The sequence below is a fragment of the Sporosarcina sp. P3 genome (assembly GCF_002743415.1).
GTDB classification, from domain to species: domain Bacteria; phylum Bacillota; class Bacilli; order Bacillales_A; family Planococcaceae; genus Sporosarcina; species Sporosarcina ureae_A.
In genome coordinates, this window is the sequence record NZ_PDZE01000002.1 from 17,967 (window position 1) to 36,816 (window position 18,850).

Sequence of the window (18,850 nt, forward strand, 5' to 3'; positions counted from 1 at the left end):
AGTTGAATGCTAATGTGCTTGTTTTTATGTCGTCAAACATCTGCGCTTTTAATTTAATAGCACTATAGGCATCTCCTAAATCATTTGCAAATCAAAGTTATCATGTTATAATACTTTAAAAGTATCCGATATCTTAATAACTTTTGACGCAATGTCAAAGGGGAGTAGCTATAGGGAAACCTATTTCATAATCGTCAATACGTGACTGCCTCGACGGTCATCGGTTATGATAGCTGGATTTTGAACGTGAAATTCCGACTTAGCGAGACCTTTGCCTAATTATTAGGTGAGGGTCTTTTTATTTTGTAGAAAACAAGGAGGAATTATGTTGGATCCGATTTTAGTAGAATATGCATGGGTACTCTTAGTATTAATCGTGCTCGAAGGCCTATTAGCAACAGACAATGCCGTAGTAATGGCAGTAATGGTCAAACACTTACCAAAACTCCAACAAAAGAAAGCTTTATTTTATGGTTTACTAGGGGCATTCGTCTTTAGATTTACTGCATTATTTATGATTACATTTTTAGTGAAGTTCTGGGAGATACAAGCCATCGGCGCTATTTACTTGTTGTTCATATCGGGTAAAAATATATACGATAAAATTACCCATAAGCCGGAGGGGCATCCAAATCAAAAGCCGAAAAAACAATCAGGTTTCTGGATGACCGTGTTGAAAGTGGAACTTGCAGATATCGCGTTCGCATTAGACTCTATGCTCGCGGCTGTTGCGCTTGCGGTAACGTTGCCAGAGTTAGGTAACTTCCACGTCGGTGGCATTAACGGAGGACAGTTCGTAGTCATGTTGTTGGGTGGTATGATTGGTTTAATCATGATTCGTTTTGCGGCGAAACAATTCGTAGTGATGCTGGAAAAGTATCCTACATTGGAAACAGCAGCATTCTTAATTGTAGGTTGGGTTGGTGTTAAGTTAGTCGTCCTAACTCTTGCGCATCCTGAACTACTCATCATTCCTGAAGCATTCCCACATTCAACATTGTGGAAAATGACGTTCTGGACTGTGTTATTAGTCTTGGCAGTAGGCGGATATCTACTGGCCGTCGCAAAATCTAAAGTGAAAGCGAATAGATAATACGAAAACAGTCTCTTCCAAGTATGTTGGAGAGACTGTTTTTTTATCTGTAGTTTAGAATGATGTAAAGAGTGTAAAGTTCTGTATATAGCTATCTTTTCATCAGGGGATTTGATAAAGTAGGAAAATGAAGTTTCCGTTATGAAAGGAATTTGAAAAAGATGAGGCTTTCCAGGGAAGTTTTTCATAAGTTTACGCCAGCACAGATTATTGCTTTCTACTACTTTTTGGCGATTGCATCCTCTTTTCTTTTACTGAACTTGCCGGGTGTATATAAACCAGGTGTGAAAGTCGCCATTATAGATAGTTTGTTTACCGCAGTGAGCGCAGTGAGCGTAACAGGATTGACGCCTATTAGTATCGGGGAAACGTACTCCGTATTCGGCCTTTGCATGCTCATGCTCGTGCTTCAGCTCGGTGGTATCGGCATCATGTCATTAGGAACTTTTTTCTGGCTACTTGTAAAGAAGAAAATCGGCATGAGAGAGCGGCAATTGATTATGATTGACACCAATCAGTACACATTACAAGGCGTCGTTCAATTAATTCGTCAAATCATTCAATTGATCGTAGCCATTGAGATTATTGGTGGCGGTATTTTAACACTATATATTTATCGTTTTTATAATTCATTTAGTGAAGCGTTGTTGAACGGTATGTTCATGGCGGTGTCTGCCACTACGAATGCGGGTTTTGATATTACCGGTTCATCGATGATGCCTTATCATGATGATTATTTCGTGCAACTTATATTGATGATCTTGATTATTTTAGGTGCTATTGGATTTCCCGTCCTAATCGAAGTGAAGAGCTTCTTTTCGAAAAAAGTACCCCATTTTCGCTTTTCACTTTTTACGAAGATTACGACAGCGACATTCGGTATTTTATTACTAGTAGGTACATTAACTATTTGGTTGCTAGAATCATTCAATTCATTTAAAGGAATGAGTTGGCACCAACAATTTTTCACCGCATTATTCCATTCGGTTTCTGCGCGCTCTGCAGGTCTTGTGACATACGACGTGACGCAATTCAGTGAAGCAACAGATATTTTTGTTAGTGCGCTTATGTTCATAGGTGCTTCGCCAAGTTCTGTAGGTGGAGGAATCCGTACGACAACATTTGCTATTGCGTTATTATTTCTCATTAACTTTGCAAAGGGGAATGACGTCATACACATTTTTAAACGCCAAATTAAATTGATTGACGTATTCCGTTCGTATGCGGTTATTCTTGTCGCGTGTTTTATGGTGTTAGCGGCATTACTATTACTGTTACTTACAGAGCCTGGGATCCCTGTTATTCCATTGCTATTTGAAATCACATCAGCTTTCGGAACGTGTGGTATGTCACTTGGTATTACAGGTGATTTATCAGTGTTCGGTAAGTTGATTATTATGGTACTGATGTTCATTGGACGAGTAGGGTTGATCTCGTTCATTTATACAATCGGTGGCAAATCGAATAAAACACCGTATCATTATCCAAAAGAGCGTGTCATTATCGGTTAAGTCAAAATAAAAACCGCAGCAAGCGAATTTTCGCATGCTGCGGTTTTATTATGGAGAGACAGTTTCCAGTATTTGTTCGGGCAAATGGTAGTGCTGTGCTTTTTCACCTGGAGTGTATTGTACAATAAGATAACCAGGATTTTTTATGACAGAAAGATCTTCTTTCAATTGAGCAGAGGTTTTCGTAACGAAAACTTGCTTCCGGATAGTTCGTTCCGTATAACCAGTCGACTCAAATGAATCACCGAGCAAGTGTGGAGAACGTAAAATGGTCTGATAAACTTCTTTTAGCTGTTCTTCTGGTACTACAGTATTCCACCAGATCTTTCTAGGTAAGAACTTTTGGTGAAGTAAATAATCCATCTTCAATAGACTAACTGCAATAGACGTATCCATTTTCAATACTTCTTCTAGGAAACGTTCCAAGCGAGTGAATAAGTCTTCGAACTGATGACCGATTCGTGACCAGCCTTGTTTTTCCCAAAAGTCTCCGAACAGTTGGAAGAAGTCAAAAGGTGTATCGACCAATTCCGTTACGATATATTCCATAGAGTGTATAAATCGACCTGAATTCCAATATTTTTCGAGAATGTCTTCTGTTTGTTTGATCTTCAGCATATCATCAAAGGACAGGACGTTGTTTGATACAATTTCATAAGGAGCGGTGTCGATGTAACGATACCCATATTGTTCTGCTTGGATACGTAAACCAGTGCCGCGCAGTAGCTTCAAAAAGCCTAATTGTAATTCTTCAGGTCGTAAAGCAAACACTTCATTAAACGTGTCGCGGAAAGACGCATAATCTTCTTCGGGTAGTCCGGCAATTAAATCAAGGTGCTGATCAATTTTTCCGCCTTCTTTAACCATCGTGACTGTGCGTGATAATTTAGTGAAATTTTGTCTTCTCTTAACTAGTTCATTTGTTAAATCATTAGTAGATTGAACCCCAATTTCAAATCGGAATAGGCCCTTCGGTGCATTTTCATTTAAAAACTGAATCACTTCTGGTCGCATGATATCACCAGTTATTTCAAACTGAAATACAGTACCGGGCAAGTGTTCATCTATAAGAAACTGAAACATTTCCATCGCATAACTTCTACTAATATTGAAGGTGCGATCGACAAATTTAATGGTTTTAGCACCATTCTGCATTAAATAGCGAATGTCTTCTTTTATTGCGTCTCGATTGAAGTATCGAACACCGACTTCAATTGAAGAAAGGCAGAATTGACAGGAAAATGGGCAACCGCGGCTTGTTTCAATGTACATGACACGATTTGACAAATGCGCAACATCCTCTGGAAAACGGAAAGGGGAAGGTAGTTCACGTAGATCCAATTTAGGACCTGGAGCTGTGATTTTCAACTTTCCGTCTGTTCGATAGGCAATGCCTTGTACGGAGGAAAGATCTGTTTGTCCATCTACTGCTTGAAGTATATCTTTAAAGGTTTTTTCACCTTCACCTATCGCAATAATATCGATTTCTGGAACCCTTTCTAACCATTGGTCATAATCATATGTGACTTCAGGCCCGCCACAGACTATAACGGTTTTAGGGCTTGTTAGTTTAAGTAGGCGAATCACTTTTATAGTTTCTTCTATATTCCAAATATACACGCTGAAACCAACGACGTCTGGTGTATGTTGATACAGTTCTGAGACGATAGAAAGTGTAGGATCGTGAATGGTGAATTCCGCCAGCTCACAATGAAACTCCGGTGCTGCATACGCTTTTAAATAACGTATTGCGATATTCGTGTGTATATATTTAGCATTCAATGTAGATAAGACAATATTCATAGTAAAACTCCTAATCTTCAAGTAAAATAAATAATTGAGAAAACAAAAGCGGACTATAGTCCTATGTGAACAAGAGCGTCAATATGGCATAATAAGAATCACTCAGAAATTATTTACAAAGTTTGTAATGTCTTACAGGTCCATAATGGATAGGTGCAATTGAGTTGAGGGGGTACTGCCACAGTGTTGAAAACACTAAATATCAATCGTTATCTAGAAAGTTCACTTTTTAAAATCGTCTTAGATAAAGATGGCGATATTCTTGATATGACAGAAGCTGTTAAATTACTAATGCCTAAAGACTTTATACCACACCATATATCTGAAATATTTGATCAAAGTTTGTTAGAACAAATAGAGAAACGTTTGCTTCTGTTAAAAGAAGAAACGATAGCTGATCAAAATGTATTAATTGGTCACCTAGAGGTGCTGAATAAAAAACCTGAGCCTTGTTATATTATATACCAGCAATATAGCGGTAGGGCGATTTTAACAATAAAAATTGGTGAACAAAGTCATAAATTGCATCAACTTTATGAAAGCGCCTATGTAAAGGCGATTATGCCAATGGCGCTAGTGAATGAATCGGGTTATATTATTTCGGCGAATGATTTATTTTCGGAAATGTTTCCTTGCCAAGCTTCTTGTGAACCTCTACATCTAAAAGACATTTTTAATTTAATGGTCCCAACTTCTCCGTTTACTTTTGAAGAATACGTCTTAAAGGCACTAACTCAGGAATCATCGAAAGTAAAGATGTCTTACACATTTAAGGGAATACAGCGTTATCAAGAAGTGAATTTGACATTGGACTGTAAAACACAAATGTTTATTTTACGAATTGTAGATGTTACTGAGCAAGAACGTTTATTTGAACAACTTGCGCACTCCGACCAATTATGCACGACTGGAGAAATTGCTGCAAGTATTGCACATGAAGTACGTAATCCGATGACAACATTACAAGGGTTTCTCCAACTCCTGGAACACGAAGTAACGGGTAACGCAAAAATGTATGTCAACGTTATTCAAGACGAAGTCAAGCGCATGAACGAAATATTAAATGAGATGTTAGTACTATCAAAACCAGCAGTTGACGAAATTACTATATTTTCGTTATCCGTTTTAGTAGAAGAAGTACTTATATTGCTCCGTCCTAAAGCATTATTGGATCAAATTCATTTAGTGAATGAATTTAATGCCAAGGGATCTTTACTAATTCAAGCAAATCCGAGCCGTATTAAACAAGTATTTATAAATTTGATTAAAAATGCAATGGAAGCTATGAAGGCAAATGATACATTGTCTATCATAATAAGCGAAGGGGATCAGCAAAATGTGGATATCTTTATATCCGATACAGGTGCTGGAATGGAAGAAGAAATGCTTGAAACTATTTTCTTGCCATTTGTGACAGACAAACCAGGCGGGACTGGTTTAGGACTTCCATTCGTGAAGAAAACCATTCAAGAACATGGAGGATCTATATCTGTTACTAGTGAAATGGGTAAAGGAACAGTCTTCCATTTATCCTTTCCTCTAATTCCTGTAATATCATCGAAATGACAGAGAGTTCAACGAATAAAAGGCCGATCCAAAGGGATCGGCCTTTTTGCATTGGCAATATTACTTGATGGTCGCTGCCATGTTTTTGAATTCTTCCATATGTTCGTTATCTTCTTTGGCATAAATGGTTGCACGAATTAACTTGTCTTCACGTTCAATGACATAGCCTGTGAAATACCCTTCAGTAGAATCTACGACCGCACCTTTAACCGATGTAATATCGTCAGCTTGGGGAAGATCTGTTTCATCTGTAATCTCGTCTGGTGTTTCCCCGCCACTTGAAGCCATCAATAACTCTTCCATATTTTCATAGAGTTCCTCGAAAGAATACGATTCTTCATCAATAGCTATAACTTCAATTCGCATAAACATTTCACTATCTTCGTCAAGATATAGACTGTCTCTGCCTGGTTCTTCACTTGTCAGTGTATATCCAGGGAGCACCATCATGGAGTATTCCTGTTCATCGCTTGTTGTTTCCACGGCATCTTTCATCGCCTCTTCGGTTGCTTCTCCTTCTGTGGCTGTGTCTGTTTCGATTTCTGTTTCATTTTCGGAAGAAGTACTTTCTTCTACATCTGTTTCTGGAGCAGCAGGTTCTTCTATAGCATTACCTGTTGTATCTTTTTCTGGTTCTGCATCAGATGTTCCGCACGCTGCAAGCATGATCGAGGCGGTCAGTGAAGTGAAAATAATACGCCATTTGTTGTTCATTTGTACCACTCCTTCATATACTATTCTATTTTATTGGACGGATCACAGCAAAGAAGGTTTCAATCTTGTGTGCTGTTGTGTAAGATGATGTAACGTTTATGGTTGACCACTGTTTTTTCTTGCATTACTGATTCGTCGAAGTCTTCCATATACCTTAAGTCTACAATTACAGAGTTTTCGTTCACTTTTTCAACAATCCCTTGTAAGCCCTCTTTGAATTCAATGATATCACCAATTTCTGCAATCGTCATTCTAACCACCCTTTCTTCAGTTATTATTCATGTGAAGCAAAAATACGAAACTGTATTATGGGAATTCCTTTATAGTTTGCCTGATAATCTACAAAACGTAAAGCCTTATCTTCAGAAACTATAGAAAAATAGATCTATACATTTTGTCGAAAAATATCGATAGTATTTCGGTTTAATCATAGTATGTTGTTGGTATATTAAAGAGTAGAGTATTTACAGATGGAAGGTGTGCAAGTAGTGCGTAATTGCAAACTAGAAATAGAACGAGTTAGAGAGCAATTAATACAGGCTGCGGAAAAGTATGGTATGAACGCCGAAAATACCATAGAACTTAGTCGTAAATTAGATGTATTAATTAATAAATTCAATGGTAAAAAAGAAATATAACTATTTCGGATTTATACAAAATGAATGTTTAACTCATAATAAAAGTGGGAACAATATAAAAGAACACAGCAACATTCTCATTTCCCCCTTTTGTGGACCAATCTTGTATTGGTCCTCTTTTTTTGTTTAATTGTAAAAATATTTCAACTTCTGTACGATAGAGATTATCATACATAATGAGGAGTGAAAATATGCAAAGAGAAAAGATTGCATTCATTGGTACAGGTGTTATGGGTTCGAGTATCGTCAAGCATTTGCTAACGGCGTCTTATGAAGTAACCGTATTCACAAGAACGAAATCAAAAGCTGAACCGCTTGTGGCATTAGGGGCAAAATGGGCAAACAATGTAGCGGAAGCTATTGAACATGCGGATATTATTTTTACGATGATCGGTATGCCCGCTGATGTAGAAGAAGTGTATTTATCCGATCAAGGTATATTGGCGAACGGTCATCCTTCTCAAATCGTAGTGGATATGACGACTTCGAGTCCGGAACTAGCTATTGCCATTGCAGAAAAGGCGACTTCGTTACAAATGGATTCACTGGATGCGCCTGTATCGGGTGGAGATACTGGAGCTCGAAATGGTACGCTATCTATTATGTGTGGAGGTCAAAAAGAATTATTTGAAAAATTATTACCGATTTTATCTGTTTTCGGCAAACAAATTGTCTATCAAGGAGAAGCAGGAGCGGGACAACACGCTAAAATGTGCAATCAAATTACAGTCGCTGGAAATATGATAGGGGCATGCGAAGCAATTGCGTACGCTATGGAATCGGGTCTTGATCCGGATACGATGTTACAATCCGTCACGTCGGGTGCAGCGAATTCATTTAGTTTATCTGATCTTGGACCACGAATTATTAACGAAAATTATGAACCGGGGTTTTATGTAAAACATTTTGTGAAGGATTTACATATTGCATTACAGGAATCAGAAAGACTGAACCTTAAATTGCCAGGATTACAGCTCGCTCATGATATGTATGCAGATTTACTTGCAAAAGGTTATGGGGAAAAAGGAACGCAGGTTCTGATTAAAAAATATACAAAGTAAGACGTAAACAATTATGATATCTGCTTTATGTTTAGTGTGTAAAAAGCACGCAAGGGCAAATCTGTTGTACAGTAAACGGAAGAGCATCTATTTGCGAATAATCCACTGAGTGTAAAATCCGCATACTTACTCACTAATTGCACATGCTCTTTACTATAGTATGAGCGAAAAGGAGGGAGTTATGATGTGGGATTTTTGGTTATGGCCAATGGTGTTTGTATCAGCCATTATGCTGGGGATCGGATTAGCTGGAGCTAGGAAAACGAGTCGTTCTTTTCAGTTGAACGAAAAGAACAAAATACCTGATATTGCAGCGGAGCATCCATATGCTATGAACCCATTACTGTGGATCATCATGGTTGCTTCAGCTTTTATCTTTATCGTCATTTTTTATTATTGGGCCTCTTTCTATTCATGAAAGAGGTTTTTTTGTTTTATGAATCCGCTTTCTTTTGAGGTCGGAATTGGCTTTTTGTGGTATGATAGATATGAAGCAGTAAACGGACTTTTAGGTACATGTATGTAGATGAAGAACAGAAGGAGCGATCACCAATGGTTTCTATAAACAATAAAGACTTTCTTACCGCGCCTATCGTGGATCAAATTATTTCTTCGGAAAAAGTTGCTCACGTGCAAATTGGCAATAATGCAGAGCATGCATTACTTGTTTTGACCAAGACTGGCTATTCTGCAATCCCTGTACTGGATAATCAGTATCATTTAAAAGGGCTCCTCGGAATTGGGATGATTACAGATTCTATTTTAGGTATGGAACGCATTGAATATGAAAGATTAGAAGATATAAAAGTAGATGAAATTATGGATACGAATCTGCCAACGATTCGTGTGAGTGACCGTTTTCAACGTGCAGTAGATTTATTGATTAATCATCCGTTTTTATGCGTCACTGAAGAAGATGGAACATTTGCCGGCATTATTACGAGACGTGTGGTTATGAAAGAATTTAAAAAGTACATTTACAACGTGTAATACACCTACTGTAATAGAGCAGTAAAGCAAGTACTATAGTAAAATAGTAAAGGGCTCCGATATAGGAGTCTTTTTCTAATAGAAGGAGTTGAAATAGCTGTGCGCAAGGAAACGAATCGGCCCTTTGTTCTTGCTGCCGTGATGCTTGCTATGTTTGTAGGGGCAGTGGAGGCGACAATTGTTACTACTGCGATGCCGACGATTGCTTCTGAATTAGGTGGGTTTTCACGCTATAGTTGGATATTCTCATCTTATTTATTAATGAGTACTGTGACGGTATTAATTTATGGAAAGTTAGCGGATTTATTTGGGCGAAAGCCAATTTTTTTTATGGGGTTGACGATTTTTTTGATCGGTTCCATACTTTGTGGCTTTGCCGTCTCGATGGAGCAGTTGATTGTCTACCGCCTTATACAAGGTCTAGGAGCAGGGGCTGTTATGCCGATTGCGACTACGATTATTGGTGATATTTATTCAACGGAAGAGCGTGCGAAGATACAAGGATACTTGTCGAGTGTGTGGGGCGTATCGGCAGTTTCAGGTCCTGTTATTGGTGGATTGATTGTACAGTACGTTAGCTGGCAATACATATTTTGGGTGAACGTCCCGCTTGGACTATTATCAATGGGTGTCATTTATTTCTTTTTCCATGAACCAAAAGAAACTAAAAAGGCTTCTATCGATTACAAAGGTGCTTTTCTACTGACGTCTGCATTGTCTACGATCTTAATTTGGCTTGTAGAGGGAGGTCAAGGATTCGGACGTTTTTCAGCATTCGGCATAGCATTAATTGTACTGTCTGGCATTTCATTTTGGTTGTTTTTCAGACAAGAGAAGCTGGCGAAGGATCCACTGATCTCGTTTAGTATTTGGAAAAACCCTGTTATTTTATATGCAAATCTCGTGTCGTTGACTACTGGCGTTATTTTAATTGGGGTCTCCTCTTATTTACCTACTTACGTATCCGGAGTTATGGAACAACCAGCAATCATAGCAGGTTTCACATTAACTGCCATGTCGATTGGCTGGCCTTTAGCCTCCTCGCTGGCGGGGCATTTACTCATACGTTTCGGCCCGTTTCTCGTTTCGTTTGCTGGCGGTGTGTCTCTGGTAATCGGCACGATGATGTTTGTCTTCATGAACACCACACTGGGACCGGTATGGGCGGGATGTTCAAGCTTCTTCATAGGTGTTGGAATGGGGCTGACCAATACATCTTTCATCGTTACGATTCAAGGGGCTGTACCACGTGTACAAAGAGGTTCAGCTACTGCGGCGAATATGTTCATGAAGAACTTTGGCAATACAGTTGGTGCTTCTATGTTTGGAGCAATTTTAAATGGTGCACTCATTACCTATTTTACGAAAGAGAAATTGCCCTACACGATTGATGACGTGAATACATTGTTAACCGATGACGGTCGCTCGATGATTACAACACAAGAGTTAGTCAGTTTACAACATGGTTTAGAAAGCTCATTGCATTGGGTGTACATAGCGATTGCATTATTTGCAGTTCTTAGCTTATTATTGATTTTACGAATTCCACGAGGGAAGGTGCAAGATCATGTCAACCATTGAACTGGATATTATTAAAGCGTTGGCTGAAGAAGGCAATATGCGTAAAGCATCAGAGCGTCTTCATTTGTCACAGCCTGCTTTGTCACAGCGCCTTCAGACGATTGAAAAAGAGTGGGGGATGCAGTTGTTCATCCGTTCACAAAAAGGCCTAGAACCGACGCCAGCGGGTGAACACGTCATCAGCTACGCACAGGAATCATTGGCAAAGAAAGACGAGACGATGGAATTGATCGCCTCACTTGAAGATAAAGTACATGGAACATTGAAGATTGCTTGCGCCTCTATAATTGGTCAGACTTGGCTGCCTCAAGTATTGAAAGACTATGTGGCGCTTTATCCAGATGCCAAAATTTCTTTGATGACAGGATGGAGTTCAGAAATCTCCAAAGCTTTGTATGAAGGGGAAGCACATATCGGTATTGTTAGAGGGCAAACAGATTGGAAAAGTAATCGTGTCTACTTATTTCGTGATCAGTTATATCTAGTGGATTCTGAAATCTCAACCATTGATGAATTAAAAGACACCAATCGACATTTCATTCAATATAAAAGTGATTCGAACTACTACATGGAAATACAGCGCTGGTGGAATAAGCATTTCAATCAAAATCCAAGTCGCCAGATCATAGTGGATCAGATTGAAATGTGCAAGCAGCTTGCGTTAAAAGGGATCGGCTATGCCATACTGCCTTCCATCACATTGTCAGGGGATGAGAAAGTCAATCTAATTCCGCTGCTAAATAGTGAAGAAGAGTTTGAGCTGACACGTGATACATGGTTGATTGGATATGGTTCCACATTTGAGCTGAAGCAAGTGAAAGCATTTGTAGAGATTGTGCAGGATTACGCAGAGTTATTAAGGAAAGATCAATAAAAAACTTCCACTAATCGTGAAAGTTCATCATAATGAAGGCAAACTACTGTAGTAAAAGAGTTTGTCTTCATTTTTTGTATTAAGAATCGTGTATAACTAGTGGCAAACCTCTGTCTGAAATGTCCATCGACGACTACTATCATGATACTGTTTATGATGTTCTCGCGGACTCTATAAGTGACTTATTGTTCCGAGCCCAGTACAACGCAAGAATAAAGCAAAGTAATAGAATGATCGTGCCAACTATATAGGGTGATTCCCTATTGATGTCGAATATGTATCCCGCTGTAGCTGGACCAATCATGTTTCCTAGACTCATATAGGCATTCATCATACCGGCTGCGTAGCCTTGTTCTTGCCCGGCAAGTTTCGACACTAACGTGTTGACTGCAGGCCGTAATAATGCAGTGGTAGTAGAGAAAATCGTTGCAACCAAAAGGATAGTGAAAAATGTATTGACGAATAAAATTCCTAACATAGCAAAAGCCGCTATGACTAAGTTGATTAGAATGATACGCATTTCTCCAAAACGTTTGAACAAACGATCGATGACAAAAGTCTGGATAATGACGCCGACAAATCCGCCAACCGTAATGATAACTGCGATTTGAGAAGGTGTATAATTGTATTTTTGATCTACGTATAACGAGATGGTGGATTGAAAGTTAGCTAATCCGAATGAAAATACAAACATGACAATCAACATAACGAAATACGGTGTTTGTGTAGATCTACGCATTTGCTGAAAAATGTTTTCGTTCAGTGTGATTCCTTGTACTACTGGCTTAGGATTTGGTAGAAGCAGTAAAGACACAACTGCTGCTAAAACAGAAGCCGATGCAGCAAAATAAAATGGGAAGTATAAGCTGATTTTAGATAAAAATCCACCGATTCCAGGACCTATCATAAAACCTAAAGACATGGAAGCGCCAAGTAATCCCATTCCACGACCACGATTTTTAATTGATGTAATATCTGCTACAAATGCCATGGTAGGTGGAACAATAAAGGCGGCACCGAAGCCTGAAAAGAATCGTGCAACGTAGAGCATCCATAGCTCAGTTGATAAACTGAATGCTAGTTGAGAAAGACCGTAGATCATCAATCCAAAAATAATAATATTTTTTCTACCGTATTTATCTGAAAGATTTCCTGAAATGGGAGAGAAAATAAATTGTGCGAAAGAGAACATGGCAATTAATAAACCGAGTGCGCGTCCTGCCACCCCGAAAGTAGCTAAAAACTCAGGCATGATGGGAATGATCAAGCCGACACCAGCCATGGCGATGAACATATTGAACATGAGGATAATAAGTGCAATATTTGTAGGGATTTTATTCATTTGGTAGCTCGCTTTCCAAAAACTTTTCACTAATCGTATCATAAAATATTGGCAATGTCTGTATTGTGCTTGGTAGGGCATACTGTGAGGACAGTAGACATGAAAAAACGACTCCTTTTGCCAAGGAGTCGTTGGTGAGATTAATCTTCTTTTTTCATTTCGTCTAGTACACGATTCACACGTTTTTCAAGCATTTTCATACCACTGCCGCCAGCTTGAAAGTGACGTAACTGACCATCTTTGTCAAAGACATAGTAGGCAGGGACATATTGGTTTTCAAATGCGTCGTTTAACTTTAATTCGCTATCTACGAAGATTGGTTGTGTAATATCATGCTCTGCTGCTACGTTCTTGATTTGTTCCAAATCGACATCATCTTCTGAACGTGGCATGTGTACAGCCACAACATTTAGCTCGTCTTTGTACTGATCTCTGAAATTGTTTACATCGGGCATTGCTTCTTTGCACATGTGACAACTAACAGACCAGAAGTGTACAAGTGTCGGTTTTTCTCCAATGAGTTCCGATTTAGAAGTTTCGCCATTCAACCAAGTAGTAGCCCCTTGTAGTTCAGGCATTTGTTCACGTAATTTCATCAAGAATTCCTCCTAGCCAATTGGTTATATATGATGTGATAAAAAAATCCCCACGATTAATGTAACGTGTGGGGATGGTTGTCCAAAAAATTAAAGAGTTTCTTGACCTGGACGCCAGTTTGCAGGGCAAAGACCGCCAGTTTGTAGTGCTTGTAGTACACGAAGAGTTTCGTCAACGTCACGGCCAATGTTGTTGTGGAATACTGTCTGATACTGAAGTTCACCTTCAGGATTGATGATGTAAAGGCCGCGCAATGCAATACCTTCTTCTTCGATCAATACACCGTATTCGCGTGAAACAGAATGGTTAGTATCGGCTGCTAGTGGGTATTTTAGTTGTTCAAGACCATTATCTTTACGATCTGTGTTGATCCAAGCAAGGTGAGTATGGATAGTATCAGTAGAAACACCGATTACTTCTGCATCCAAGTCTTCAAACTCGTCGTAACGATCTGACATAGCAGTAATTTCTGTTGGACATACAAAAGTGAAGTCCATTGGATAGAAGAAAAGAACTGTCCATTTGTCATTTTTAATGTTCTCTTGCAAACTAACTCTACCAAAAGATTTATCAGCTAGTACTGCTTCCATTGTAAAATCTGGAGCCTGTCTACCTACCATTCGTTCAGCCATTATATAAAACCCCCAATTAGTCTTTTGTACAACGTCATGACTGTGTTGCACAATTCTTATATAGAATAACAAAGTTCCAAGTTGAATTCAATTGGGATGACTTGAAGATAATAACAATTAGTATAAAGAGCGGTAAACCTTATATATTTAGGGTTTGAGTATGTTTTTACTCAAAATCTTGTTTGCAGTCAGAAGGTTTTACTGGGCGTGTTTGACAAGTTTTACAATTTGGATCGCAAATCATTTCCCGCCATTCATCGCAATCCTTGCAGTAACGTGCGTCAAATTCATCGCTATAATGTAATGGTTCCATGCACTCTACACAATGAGAAGCCATCTCTTTCCACGTTCGGATTTTCTTATTGTTTACTAGAAAAATTCCTTCTAGATAATTTTCTTTTGTTGCGGGCTCGGCTTTTCGATTCCGCTTGGCATCAGAGTCCAAATAAAAAAATAAATGGTCTTCCAACTGAATCCCTCCTCAATATATGGTTTCATTCTACTATGTCATTTGCGAAAAAACAATTTTCATGACCATTTTCCTGTAAGCAATTTTCTCATTCGACATATTATAGATAGTTGATTTCGCTATCATTTTGTGTATAATAAGTAAGTTTACAACTGTTCATTTATTACAAGAAATCATACGTTACATAAGGAGGAAATTGATTGACTACTGAACCAATTATTCGTTTTGAGAATGTCACAAAACGCTACAATGAATCGACAACTGTTCTTGACCGTGTTTCATTTGAAATGGAACGTGGTAAGTTTTATACATTACTTGGACCTTCAGGATGTGGAAAAACGACGATTTTACGTTTGATCGCAGGTTTTACAGAGGCGACAGATGGATCGATCTTCTTTAATGGAAAGAAGATCAATTCTGTACCCGCAAACGAACGCCAAGTAAACACGGTATTTCAAGATTATGCATTGTTTCCTCATTTGAACGTATATGAAAATGTTGCATTTGGATTACGCATAAAAAAAGTGAAAAAGAATGAAGTGGATCGTCGAGTAAAGGAAGCGTTGAAGTTCGTCAATCTAGCAGGATACGAATCCCGTGAAATCACTGAAATGTCGGGTGGACAGCGTCAGCGTGTTGCGATAGCTAGAGCGATCATCAATGATCCTGAAGTGATTTTGCTAGACGAGCCATTATCCGCATTAGATTTGAAGTTGCGTTCTGAAATGCAATATGAATTGCGTGAACTCCAGCAGCGTCTTGGCAAAACATTTGTTTTCGTCACACACGATCAGGAGGAAGCGCTCGCGATGTCCGATGAGATTTTCGTCATGAATAATGGAGAAATTCAACAGTCGGGGACACCAATCGATATTTATGATGAACCGATTAACCGTTTTGTTGCAGATTTCATTGGTGAGTCAAATATGGTATCGGGAAGAATCATTGAAGACTATCTAGTGGAATTCACCGGGAAGCAGTTTGCCTGTGTAGACGGCGGGTTCTACCCCAATGAAAAGGTCGATATTGTCATTCGTCCTGAAGATTTGGAAATGACAACTGTTGAAGAAGGGAAATTAAGTGTCACTGTAGATACGCAATTATTCCGAGGTGTACACTATGAACTTTCAACGTATGACGCGGATGGTAATGAGTGGCTAGTCCATTCAACCAAACCTGCGGATGTAGGGACGTTAATCGGTTTGGATTTTGAACCGATGGACATTCATGTTATGCGTCTGAATGAATCTGAAGCGGACTTTGATGCACGTCTGGAATCGTTTGGAGTGGCGGAAGATGAGGAATAAAAATCCGTTACGTTTTATATATGCCACACCGTATGCAGCATGGTTGTTATTATTTGTGCTAGCACCTATTGCTGTCATCGTCTATTACTCGTTTTTTGATTTATCGGGCCATTTGACTCTGGCCAACTATCGGAACTTCTTTACGTCGATCTATTTCAAATTAACGATGAGTTCGTTTTGGTATGCGTTTCTCATAACTTTTTTTGCTCTATTGATCTCGTATCCAACCGCCTACTTCTTAACAAAGACGAAACATAAGCAATTATGGTTGTTACTTATTATCATACCATCGTGGATTAATCTGTTGTTAAAGACCTATGCATTTATCGGATTAATGGGGAAATACGGACCGATTAATGCCTTTTTAGAAGCGATCGGTATCGGCAATCAGCAAATATTATTCACTGACTTTAGTTTTGTATTTGTTTCTGTCTATATATTTATTCCGTTTATGATCTTACCGATCTTTAATTCCTTGGATAAAATCAATCCTACTTTACTCGATGCATCAAAAGATTTAGGGGCGAATGCATGGGTAACGTTTAAACGAGTGATTTGGCCAATGACTACTGATGGTGTGAAATCGGGTGTACAAGTTGTGTTCATTCCGGCATTATCCCTATTTATGATTACGCGCTTAATCGCTGGTAATAAAGTCATTACACTCGGTACCGCGATTGAACAACAATTCCTTGTTACACAAAACTGGGGAATGGGTTCAACGATTGCTGTGTTTTTAATCATTTTCATGTTCTTAATTATGGTACTGACATCGGGAAAAAAGGGGGGCATTATTAAATGAAGAAACTAGGAATTTTGCCAAGAATTTATTTGGCAGCAGTCTTTGTAATTTTATATGCCCCCATTTTTTATCTCATATATTATTCTTTTAACTCTGGGGGTGGGATGTCGAACTTCGAATCCTTCACTTTAGAGCATTATGAAGCGGTATTTCAGGATACGCGTCTTTTAATTATTGTTCTAAATACGATAATTATTGCATTATTATCCGGACTACTTTCTACTACGATTGGCGTAATAGGGGCGCTTGCCATTTATTTCATGAAAAATAAATCTGCGCGCCAAACGATATTGTCGCTGAATAATATATTAATCGTTAGTCCAGATGTAATTATCGGTGCATCATTCTTAATATTATTCACATTGATCGGAGTGAAATTGGGCTTTGCGTCGGTGCTGATTTCTCACATCGCTTTTAGTATACCGATAGTCGTCATCATGGTGTTACCAAAATTGCTAGAAATGAGTACTACGTTAATAGATGCGGCACTGGATTTAGGAGCTTCACGTAAAGATATACTGACGCGTGTCATTTTACCTTATATTAAGCCGGGTATTTTCGCTGGGTTTTTCCTGGCGTTAACCTATTCATTGGATGACTTTGCCGTTACTTTTTTCGTGACAGGAAATGGATTCTCGACATTATCCGTGGAAATTTACTCTATGGCCCGGACAGGAATCACTTTGACAATCAATGCACTGTCAGGTTTGATCTTCATACTCACTATGGTCCTAGTGCTTGGTTATTATATAATCGGAAATAAAGCGAAATCACCTCAGGGGGTGAAGAAATGAAAGGACTAATTGGCAGTGCGTTTGCGATCTTACTCGTTTCGGGTCTCCTGTTATTCACTAATTATCAACTCGAACATAAGGCGGGGCGAGCAGGCAAAGATACCATTACGGTCTATAACTGGGGCGAATATATTGACCCAGATCTTCTGAATCAATTCGAGGAAGAAGAAGGTATTAAAGTGATTTACGAAACATTCGATTCGAATGAAGGCATGATGGGGAAAATCGAACAAGGAGGAACCGCTTACGACGTGACGGTCCCATCTGAATACGCTGTGCAGATGATGGAAGAGAAGGATCTATTACTGCCACTGGATTTCTCGAAAATCCCGAATATTAAACATATCGATCCATATTTTATGAACTTGCCGTTTGATCCAGACAATCACTATTCGATTCCGTATTTCTGGGGAACTGTCGGTATAGCATATAATGCATCCTTATTAGAAGGTCAAACATTTGAGAGTTGGGAAAGTTTATGGGATGCTTCATTGCGTCAAAAACTCATTATAGTAGATAGTGCGCGTGAAGTGATAGGTGTATCATTGAATTCACTTGGCTACTCTTTAAATTCAACGAGTTTACAGGAACTGAAAGAGGCGACAGACAAGTTGGAAACGATGGGACCCAATGTCAAAGCTGTAATAGGTGATGAAGTTACGCAATTAATGATAAATAATGAAGCGTCTGTCGCACTGACATGGTCTGGCCAAGCGGCAGACATGATTTATGAAAACGACGACATTGACTATATCGTGCCGGAAGAAGGATCGAATTTATGGTTTGATAATATTGTCATCCCGAGAACATCCACGAACGTTGAGGGAGCGCATAAATTCATTAATTTCATGCTCGATCCTGAAGTGGCAGCGCAAAATGCAGACTACGTAGGTTATTCCACTCCAAATAGTTCAGCTTTGTCATTCATGGATGAAGAAACTACAAGCGATGAACGATTTTATCCTGACGAAAAAGCAAGAGAAAACCTTGAAGTGTATGAAAATTTAGGTTTAGAAACACTCGGCGTGTATAATGAGTTATTCCTAAAATTTAAAATGGGATTGCGATGAGAATAT

General features: G+C 38.9%; 20 protein-coding genes. 13 read left to right on the forward strand and 7 right to left on the reverse strand.

Going from position 1 to position 18,850, the window contains the following annotated elements; genetic code table 11:
• Positions 1-325 precede the first annotated feature (325 nt).
• Both CSV61_RS02220 and CSV61_RS02225 read left to right on the forward strand, forming a co-directional pair.
• The gene (locus tag CSV61_RS02220) at positions 326-1,093 is read left to right on the forward strand and encodes a TerC family protein (RefSeq protein ID WP_369824267.1); all 768 of its coding nucleotides are present in this window, start codon (positions 326-328) and stop codon (positions 1,091-1,093) included.
• Between the two features lie 161 nt (positions 1,094-1,254).
• A complete protein-coding gene (locus CSV61_RS02225; RefSeq protein ID WP_099637959.1) occupies positions 1,255-2,604 on the forward strand; it encodes a TrkH family potassium uptake protein in 1,350 nt (449 codons plus the stop codon).
• A 48-nt stretch (positions 2,605-2,652) separates the two neighbouring features.
• On the opposite strand, the gene CSV61_RS02230 is transcribed toward CSV61_RS02225, so the two are convergent.
• Positions 2,653-4,407, reverse strand: coding sequence for a B12-binding domain-containing radical SAM protein (locus tag CSV61_RS02230; protein ID WP_099637960.1), 1,755 nt, complete (start codon positions 4,405-4,407; stop codon positions 2,653-2,655).
• A 183-nt stretch (positions 4,408-4,590) separates the two neighbouring features.
• Between CSV61_RS02230 and CSV61_RS02235 the strand changes: the two genes are divergently transcribed.
• Positions 4,591-5,973, forward strand: coding sequence for an ATP-binding protein (locus CSV61_RS02235; RefSeq protein ID WP_099637961.1), 1,383 nt, complete (start codon positions 4,591-4,593; stop codon positions 5,971-5,973).
• A 60-nt stretch (positions 5,974-6,033) separates the two neighbouring features.
• Here the strand turns inward: CSV61_RS02235 and CSV61_RS02240 are convergent, their stop codons facing one another.
• Positions 6,034-6,687, reverse strand: a complete 654-nt coding sequence (locus CSV61_RS02240) for a hypothetical protein (RefSeq protein WP_099637962.1) — start codon at positions 6,685-6,687, stop codon at positions 6,034-6,036.
• 59 nt (positions 6,688-6,746) lie between these two features.
• Positions 6,747-6,938 carry a YkvS family protein gene (locus tag CSV61_RS02245; protein ID WP_099637963.1) on the reverse strand — a complete coding sequence of 64 codons (192 nt, stop codon included), beginning with the start codon at positions 6,936-6,938 and terminating at the stop codon, positions 6,747-6,749.
• 219 nt (positions 6,939-7,157) lie between these two features.
• Between CSV61_RS02245 and CSV61_RS02250 the strand changes: the two genes are divergently transcribed.
• The 6 genes from CSV61_RS02250 to CSV61_RS02275 all read left to right on the forward strand — a co-directional run bounded on the left by CSV61_RS02250 (position 7,158) and on the right by CSV61_RS02275 (position 11,831).
• Entirely contained in the window at positions 7,158-7,325 is a 168-nt protein-coding gene (locus CSV61_RS02250) for an aspartyl-phosphate phosphatase Spo0E family protein (protein WP_099637964.1), read from the forward strand.
• Positions 7,326-7,516: 191 nt separating this feature from the next.
• Positions 7,517-8,386, forward strand: coding sequence for an NAD(P)-dependent oxidoreductase (locus CSV61_RS02255; RefSeq protein ID WP_099637965.1), 870 nt, complete (start codon positions 7,517-7,519; stop codon positions 8,384-8,386).
• Positions 8,387-8,570: 184 nt separating this feature from the next.
• On the forward strand, positions 8,571-8,804 hold the full coding sequence (locus tag CSV61_RS02260) for a hypothetical protein (protein WP_099637966.1): 234 nt from the start codon (positions 8,571-8,573) through the stop codon (positions 8,802-8,804).
• A 134-nt stretch (positions 8,805-8,938) separates the two neighbouring features.
• Complete coding sequence (gene cbpB, locus CSV61_RS02265; protein WP_099637967.1) at positions 8,939-9,376, forward strand: cyclic-di-AMP-binding protein CbpB; 438 nt, start codon at positions 8,939-8,941, stop codon at positions 9,374-9,376.
• A 141-nt stretch (positions 9,377-9,517) separates the two neighbouring features.
• Positions 9,518-10,957: an MDR family MFS transporter gene (locus CSV61_RS02270; protein ID WP_199173580.1), complete on the forward strand. Its 1,440-nt coding sequence runs from the start codon at positions 9,518-9,520 to the stop codon at positions 10,955-10,957.
• Entirely contained in the window at positions 10,944-11,831 is an 888-nt protein-coding gene (locus CSV61_RS02275) for a transcriptional regulator CcpC (protein WP_083035298.1), read from the forward strand. The genes CSV61_RS02270 and CSV61_RS02275 overlap by 14 nt, the downstream gene beginning before the upstream one ends.
• Before the next feature lie 151 nt (positions 11,832-11,982).
• Here CSV61_RS02275 and CSV61_RS02280 read toward each other — a convergent pair whose 3' ends face one another.
• The 4 genes from CSV61_RS02280 to CSV61_RS02295 all read right to left on the reverse strand — a co-directional run bounded on the left by CSV61_RS02280 (position 11,983) and on the right by CSV61_RS02295 (position 14,871).
• Entirely contained in the window at positions 11,983-13,173 is a 1,191-nt protein-coding gene (locus CSV61_RS02280) for an MFS transporter (RefSeq protein ID WP_369824268.1), read from the reverse strand.
• A gap of 140 nt (positions 13,174-13,313) precedes the next feature.
• Complete coding sequence (locus CSV61_RS02285) at positions 13,314-13,769, reverse strand: TlpA family protein disulfide reductase (RefSeq protein ID WP_099637970.1); 456 nt, start codon at positions 13,767-13,769, stop codon at positions 13,314-13,316.
• 90 nt (positions 13,770-13,859) lie between these two features.
• Positions 13,860-14,402 carry a peroxiredoxin gene (locus CSV61_RS02290; RefSeq protein WP_083035301.1) on the reverse strand — a complete coding sequence of 181 codons (543 nt, stop codon included), beginning with the start codon at positions 14,400-14,402 and terminating at the stop codon, positions 13,860-13,862.
• A 166-nt stretch (positions 14,403-14,568) separates the two neighbouring features.
• Complete coding sequence (locus CSV61_RS02295; protein WP_083035302.1) at positions 14,569-14,871, reverse strand: hypothetical protein; 303 nt, start codon at positions 14,869-14,871, stop codon at positions 14,569-14,571.
• A gap of 200 nt (positions 14,872-15,071) precedes the next feature.
• Between CSV61_RS02295 and CSV61_RS02300 the strand changes: the two genes are divergently transcribed.
• The 4 genes from CSV61_RS02300 to CSV61_RS02315 are packed head-to-tail and all read left to right on the forward strand — an operon-like array spanning position 15,072 to position 18,844.
• Entirely contained in the window at positions 15,072-16,178 is a 1,107-nt protein-coding gene (locus CSV61_RS02300; RefSeq protein ID WP_083035303.1) for an ABC transporter ATP-binding protein, read from the forward strand.
• Positions 16,168-16,980: an ABC transporter permease gene (locus tag CSV61_RS02305; RefSeq protein WP_099637971.1), complete on the forward strand. Its 813-nt coding sequence runs from the start codon at positions 16,168-16,170 to the stop codon at positions 16,978-16,980. The genes CSV61_RS02300 and CSV61_RS02305 overlap by 11 nt, the downstream gene beginning before the upstream one ends.
• Positions 16,977-17,774, forward strand: a complete 798-nt coding sequence (locus CSV61_RS02310; protein ID WP_099637972.1) for an ABC transporter permease — start codon at positions 16,977-16,979, stop codon at positions 17,772-17,774. Before CSV61_RS02305 ends, CSV61_RS02310 begins: the two co-directional genes overlap by 4 nt.
• Positions 17,771-18,844 (forward strand): ABC transporter substrate-binding protein, encoded by a 1,074-nt coding sequence (locus tag CSV61_RS02315; RefSeq protein ID WP_099637973.1) that lies wholly within the window; start codon positions 17,771-17,773, stop codon positions 18,842-18,844. The genes CSV61_RS02310 and CSV61_RS02315 overlap by 4 nt, the downstream gene beginning before the upstream one ends.
• Positions 18,845-18,850: the final 6 nt, after the last annotated feature.

Coding starts and splice junctions, on each gene's coding strand:
- CSV61_RS02220 (WP_369824267.1), top strand. CDS start 326: ATGTTGGATCCGATTTTAGTAGAATATGCATGGGTACTCTTAGTATTA.
- CSV61_RS02225 (WP_099637959.1), top strand. CDS start 1,255: ATGAGGCTTTCCAGGGAAGTTTTTCATAAGTTTACGCCAGCACAGATT.
- CSV61_RS02230 (WP_099637960.1), bottom strand. CDS start 4,407: ATGAATATTGTCTTATCTACATTGAATGCTAAATATATACACACGAAT.
- CSV61_RS02240 (WP_099637962.1), bottom strand. CDS start 6,687: ATGAACAACAAATGGCGTATTATTTTCACTTCACTGACCGCCTCGATC.
- CSV61_RS02245 (WP_099637963.1), bottom strand. CDS start 6,938: ATGACGATTGCAGAAATTGGTGATATCATTGAATTCAAAGAGGGCTTA.
- CSV61_RS02250 (WP_099637964.1), top strand. CDS start 7,158: ATGGAAGGTGTGCAAGTAGTGCGTAATTGCAAACTAGAAATAGAACGA.
- CSV61_RS02255 (WP_099637965.1), top strand. CDS start 7,517: ATGCAAAGAGAAAAGATTGCATTCATTGGTACAGGTGTTATGGGTTCG.
- CSV61_RS02260 (WP_099637966.1), top strand. CDS start 8,571: ATGTGGGATTTTTGGTTATGGCCAATGGTGTTTGTATCAGCCATTATG.
- cbpB (WP_099637967.1), top strand. CDS start 8,939: ATGGTTTCTATAAACAATAAAGACTTTCTTACCGCGCCTATCGTGGAT.
- CSV61_RS02270 (WP_199173580.1), top strand. CDS start 9,518: ATGCTTGCTATGTTTGTAGGGGCAGTGGAGGCGACAATTGTTACTACT.
- CSV61_RS02275 (WP_083035298.1), top strand. CDS start 10,944: ATGTCAACCATTGAACTGGATATTATTAAAGCGTTGGCTGAAGAAGGC.
- CSV61_RS02280 (WP_369824268.1), bottom strand. CDS start 13,173: ATGAATAAAATCCCTACAAATATTGCACTTATTATCCTCATGTTCAAT.
- CSV61_RS02285 (WP_099637970.1), bottom strand. CDS start 13,769: ATGAAATTACGTGAACAAATGCCTGAACTACAAGGGGCTACTACTTGG.
- CSV61_RS02290 (WP_083035301.1), bottom strand. CDS start 14,402: ATGGCTGAACGAATGGTAGGTAGACAGGCTCCAGATTTTACAATGGAA.
- CSV61_RS02305 (WP_099637971.1), top strand. CDS start 16,168: ATGAGGAATAAAAATCCGTTACGTTTTATATATGCCACACCGTATGCA.
- CSV61_RS02310 (WP_099637972.1), top strand. CDS start 16,977: ATGAAGAAACTAGGAATTTTGCCAAGAATTTATTTGGCAGCAGTCTTT.
- CSV61_RS02315 (WP_099637973.1), top strand. CDS start 17,771: ATGAAAGGACTAATTGGCAGTGCGTTTGCGATCTTACTCGTTTCGGGT.